Origin of the sequence: Coprococcus eutactus, assembly GCF_001404675.1 — a bacterium.
Lineage (GTDB): Bacteria > Bacillota > Clostridia > Lachnospirales > Lachnospiraceae > Coprococcus > Coprococcus aceti.
This window is the reverse complement of the sequence record NZ_CYXU01000013.1, coordinates 5,322-10,611: the sequence shown is the minus strand read 5'-3', so window position 1 is coordinate 10,611 and position 5,290 is coordinate 5,322. Positions and strand designations below refer to the sequence as shown.

At 36.8% G+C, this 5,290-nt stretch carries 9 protein-coding genes; all 9 read right to left on the bottom strand.

What is annotated here, in order from left to right; genetic code table 11:
* Positions 1-186 precede the first annotated feature (186 nt).
* Entirely contained in the window at positions 187-426 is a 240-nt protein-coding gene (locus ARA78_RS13470; RefSeq protein ID WP_055273672.1) for a hypothetical protein, read from the bottom strand.
* A gap of 532 nt (positions 427-958) precedes the next feature.
* Entirely contained in the window at positions 959-1,108 is a 150-nt protein-coding gene (locus ARA78_RS13975) for a hypothetical protein (protein ID WP_156327940.1), read from the bottom strand.
* A gap of 89 nt (positions 1,109-1,197) precedes the next feature.
* Positions 1,198-1,659, bottom strand: coding sequence for a DUF6572 domain-containing protein (locus ARA78_RS13460; protein ID WP_015533328.1), 462 nt, complete (start codon positions 1,657-1,659; stop codon positions 1,198-1,200).
* 106 nt (positions 1,660-1,765) lie between these two features.
* Positions 1,766-1,972, bottom strand: a complete 207-nt coding sequence (locus ARA78_RS13455) for a hypothetical protein (RefSeq protein ID WP_055148043.1) — start codon at positions 1,970-1,972, stop codon at positions 1,766-1,768.
* A 68-nt stretch (positions 1,973-2,040) separates the two neighbouring features.
* Positions 2,041-3,309 carry a hypothetical protein gene (locus ARA78_RS13450; RefSeq protein ID WP_055224719.1) on the bottom strand — a complete coding sequence of 423 codons (1,269 nt, stop codon included), beginning with the start codon at positions 3,307-3,309 and terminating at the stop codon, positions 2,041-2,043.
* 2 nt (positions 3,310-3,311) lie between these two features.
* Positions 3,312-3,437, bottom strand: coding sequence for a hypothetical protein (locus tag ARA78_RS14425; protein WP_262563550.1), 126 nt, complete (start codon positions 3,435-3,437; stop codon positions 3,312-3,314).
* A 212-nt stretch (positions 3,438-3,649) separates the two neighbouring features.
* The gene (locus ARA78_RS13445) at positions 3,650-4,141 is read right to left on the bottom strand and encodes a PASTA domain-containing protein (RefSeq protein ID WP_055224721.1); all 492 of its coding nucleotides are present in this window, start codon (positions 4,139-4,141) and stop codon (positions 3,650-3,652) included.
* A gap of 262 nt (positions 4,142-4,403) precedes the next feature.
* On the bottom strand, positions 4,404-4,922 hold the full coding sequence (locus tag ARA78_RS13440; protein ID WP_055224723.1) for a hypothetical protein: 519 nt from the start codon (positions 4,920-4,922) through the stop codon (positions 4,404-4,406).
* 13 nt (positions 4,923-4,935) lie between these two features.
* Positions 4,936-5,290, bottom strand: a 355-nt coding sequence (locus tag ARA78_RS13435) for a hypothetical protein (RefSeq protein WP_207641808.1), incomplete at its 5' end; no start/stop codon positions are given.

Here is a 5,290-nt window from a genome sequence, read left to right as displayed (position 1 = left end):
CACTTGCAAATCCATCAAAAAACGACTTTCCTGCTTTCACTGATGCAGCGCCATTCATTATACCAGATATTGCTGATCCCACGAGGGCAGATGTCGCTATAGACTGTGTTACCGTGGCGGCCGCCGCCCCTAATACAGCAGGGCAGACTATCGCTACTGCAGCAGTAACCACAAGCACGCCTATGCCTATAGCCAGCTTTCCTTCACTGGTCTCATACCATGGAGTTTCAGCATATAGGTTGCACAGGGTCTGTCCAGGGATGATATATCCAGAGATTCCGCCATCTTGCTTATGTGTATTATATCTCTCTGACGTCTGATATCATCAATATACTGTCCAAGTGTATCATATATCTTTGACAATCTGTAAGGTTCATCTTCAAGCCTGCCAAGATCTACATACAAAAGAACTCCTCTATTGTCCATTAATCCCCTCATTCAGGTATTTGTCAACAAATTCAAACTCCTCCGGATCCTGAAATCCAACATTAGAAAGATAATTATCACATATTTCTTTTAATGTCTTGATTCAATACAATTCATATACTATGAACTTTTCATTTTTTCTGTAGCTTGACTACTCAACTGGAGTGTTTTTCACTCCGATTACTTATTTCTATCAAGTCTACGATGATAATCGATGGTGGACATCATGGTATCAGACTTTATAAAAGGGTACAACCTCATGAAAATTTTTGTAGGCATTGATATTGCCAAACTCAACCATTTCGCCGCTACAATTTCATCGGACGATGAAATACTCATTGAGCCGTTCAAATTCACAAACGACGCTGATAGCTTCCATGCATATGACTCATCTGGCAAATCTGCTCAAAGTGGACTCGCACGGACACTTTACCAAAGAGCAGGTCAAAGAATTAAGAGTTCTCGCACATAAGTCTGTCGGTGCAAACGACAGCGCTATATCTAAGTTAGCAACCACCAACTTCAAGCGCTTTTAAAATGTCTTCAAGCTCATCTCTGCTATCCTTCGCATCTTCTCCCACACTCGCAGCTCCAACATCATCTTCCTGCGACACAACACCATCTCCTTTATGGCATCATCAAACAATAGTATTGCATCGTCTATTTTTTTATCAGCATTCATTTAGTTTTTCTCTATTTGATTATAAAAATGCATTGTTTCCTACGCATTAATTGCTATGAGAACAATGCATTCTCTCACGAATACCCATTCTATATATGGCATTCGATTGTTATTCCGAGTTCATTTACTTGCCGCTGTACTTGTTCTAAAAAATCCATAGCCTTTTTTGTTGGTTCATACTTAAAATGGATTTCAAAAACAGCATATTCTATTAAATCTTCTTCATAAAATTCGTTATATTGATGTTCCTCGCAGAATGTAATATAAGAATTTATTTTTTCTTGTAGTCTTAGTAAATGATCATACTCATTTTTCCAATCAAGATGATCTGATATCAGTAATATTAAAGCCTTCCCATTTTCATCCGTAGCCATTCCATCTATTGTTCCACTATCTAAAACCGACATACTTCTAACCATTGTTTTGGTAACAGCATCAAAATAATATCTGCGATTCTTTAAATACGTATTTTTCTCCTCATGTGTTACACCTGTTTCTCCAGCAATTTGTTTTGCCTCTGACGTAGTGTGTCCAACATAGTCAATCAGCATGTTTTTTTCTCATGTTACTATAAAAAATACATTGTTTCCACTATACTAATTGTTATGGAAACAATGTATTTTTGCAAATCGCAAATTCTATGATAATTACCTTAGCTTATATAGTATTTTTTATTTCTTCTAAACCTTTCATTAAAGCATCCTGAACTATACTTACGTTATCGCTGTATTCTTTTTTTTCATGCTTAATAATATCAAATAAATCTTTTATAACTCCATCAATCATTATAGTTATACCCTCTACGCTTTCGCCTGTTTTTTCATTTACAAACTCCTCTGTCATTATCGAAATCGTTTTTTTCATTAAACCAATCCTCCAATTATTTTTTTCAACAATTTTAAGCTTACCTTATTCTATTTCTTATCTTTCACCTACCCCCCTCCTGCTATTATTCTTCCATTTGTAGCATATTCCTCAATCCATTCAATCCACGGTGCAGGAAATTCTATGCATCTTCCAGGAGTTGTGGGATCATTTAGCTTTGGCGCACATCTCCCCTGATTTAAAGGATTTGTTCTATAATTCTTTTCCGGCACGATATACTCGTTTACCATATCATCTAACCATTTAGGAACTTCAAATTCATAAATATCAGCACCAGGTCGTTTATTTTCTATATAATACTGCGAATGCTCTCCGTTATCCACACTAACATTCAAATTTACATTTTTCTTATTTATATATACATTTCCTTCACTATCAATTAATATTCTCTGTTGACTTGCTTTGTCTCCAGTTCCTCCTTGAACACGTCTATATGTGACTGTATTTGTGGGCTTATTACTATTAGCTTTACTTTGATTATCCAACGAATTCTTAAAATTAATTGAATTACTGTTCTTATCTGGTGATTGAGTCCTATCATTACATTCATCCATAATCGACTGCATAACAAGCGATGTTACAGCACTCGCTGCCCAAGTCTTGACTATGTCTACACCAGTAATACTCTTATCGTACTTGTCTGAATGATATGCATATACCACAGTATCTACAGTCGCATCAGATATCATATTCACAGCTTTTACTGCCACTATTCTTCCTACTGTCAGTTCTGCCCCGGTTGCAACTGCCGATATCCCGGCTCCTAATCCACCACTGATTGCACCCAATATTGCTCCAGATTCAAAACCACTTGCAAATCCATCGTAAAATGATTTGCCGGAATTCATGGAAGCTATTCCATTCATGACACCTGACGTAGCTGCACCAATAATAGCCGATGTCGCTACAGACTGTGTCACTGCAGCTGCCGTAGCTCCCAGTACAGCAGGGCAGACTATCGCCACTGCAGCAGTAACCACAAGCACGCCTATGCCTATAGCCAGCTTTCCTTCACTGGTCTCATACCATGGAGTTTCAGCATATAGGTTGCACAGAGTCTGTCCAGATGCCTCAAATTTTTCATTACATTCTTTATACAGATCGTATGCCTCATCCAGAATCTTCTTCAGAGTTCCAAGCCGATCATATTCGTCTACCAGTTGAGCACGATATCTGTCCAGGGATGATATATCCAGGGATTCCGCCATCTTGCTTATGTATATTATATCTCTCTGACGTCTGATATCATCAATATACTGTCCAAGTGTATCATATATCTTTGATAATCTGTAAGGTTCATCTTCAAGCTTGCCCAAGTCTACATATAAAAGCACGCCTCTTGAATATCTCCCACGTAGGTTTTTCTGGAATTAACCTTAGGATTGGATGAACTATATGTAAGTCTGACTCCGCCCTTTGCTGAAGCTCCTGTGCTTCTCTTCACGCCCTTCTTATAGTTATATTGTGTCTTTTTGCTCTTTATCTGTATGCTCTGAGACTTTCTTACCTTAACAGTGATTGTTTTCGAACATGGCTTATAATTTGACTTTGTCTTATTATTAGCGCATATTGTTATTTGGGCTGTACCCGTTTTTGTGGCTGTTATGACTCCTCTGTCATTGACCTTGAGTACATTCTCGTTTGAACTTGTGTACCTTATCTTCTCTCTTCAAGCTCTATACCAGCCTCTGTAGCCATAGCTCTGGCATCATCCAGAGTTTCACCAACAAATTCCGGCACAACTGTCATCACCTTGCCTTTACTGACCGTTATTCCAACTGAAGCCTTACGTTTCACCTTCATTCCCTTGGCTATATCCTGTGAGATAACGCATCCTTCTTCTACCTCAGAACTGTATTCTTTTTTCTCCTCAAGCGTTACACCAGCCTCTCCGGCAATTTGTTTTGCCTCTGCCGTCGTGTGCCCAACAAAATCAGGCACAACAGATTTCCTGTTAACCATTATAATGATTAACACAACTGAAACCAATACGATCCCAGCTATTACACCTATAATGATCTTCATATTGGGTCCATGCTTGTCAGAATCACCAGCTTCAAGTGCTTTTAAAATGTCTTCAAGCTCATCTCTGCTATCTTTCGCAGCTTCTCCAACGCCCGCAGCTCCAACATCATCTTCCTGCGACACAACACCTTTTCCTTTACATTATTGTCAAACAATAGTATCACATCACCCATTGTTTTTGTCAGCAATCATTTAGTTTTTCTCATTTTGATGTTATCTATTGACTAAAACCATGTCTTCTATCTCGTCACGTTTCCAATCATACTCTTCGTCTTCACCAATTGGCAAATATTGGGGCTTCTCCTGTGGATTATAAATATACCATCCTATTTGTTGAAATATCTTTAAAACTGCTCCTTTAATCTAATAATTTAAAAACAATATTTTATAATAAACATTTCGAATTCTTAATTTCTTTCATTTCTTCTTGATTCAAATTTTTAAATTCTATCCCAACGAAATAATCGTCTAAAAACAATAAATTATTTGAATCATTAATCCTATATGCATTTAGAACACACTCTTCAATATCATCTCTTAATATTAAAATTGCATTTTCTGACTTCCAGATTTTAAATTTCCCATCTAAGGTAACATTCATATTGTTCTCATTGAAATCCTTATTACATATACTAATTCCCATACCCTCATTTATAATTACGGGAATATCACTAATATTATTAATTATTTCATCTTGAACAAAATAGCTAACATACTCTATCATTCCATCTTCTGGATTAATTGCTATGTCCAACGGAGGCTTGCGCTTATCCTCATAAAACAAATGGTAGTTTTGTCCTATTCTTTTATCAATAACTGATATTTCAAATAAAACAAGCCCCTCTCCCATACCTTCTATTTTTCGAATATATTTTTTATTATTAAATACTTTTTCAAACTTCACCTTTTTCGCCTTTCTAATTAATCATCCTTGCATGATATACTACACCAGTTTCAGTATTAATACCAAGTTCCCAATTACCATATGTACCAAAATATCTTCCAGGTGCCTCTGTGCCTATCGTCTCCATCGCTTTATTCAGTGATGCAGAATAACTTTCTAACATCACTTGGCTTCTAGTTCCAATGCTCCAACTCTCGTCTCCAAATCTACTTACATACTCACCCATATGTTTGGTTGCATTTGAATTTGTCCATAATGTGTTCGTTCCTGTTTCAGAATTCACATAATTAATGTTTCCATCCAAATCAATTTTAAATGTAGTAGGTATTTCAGTAGCAGGCATATTGTCAGCTGTACTAGTAATATTA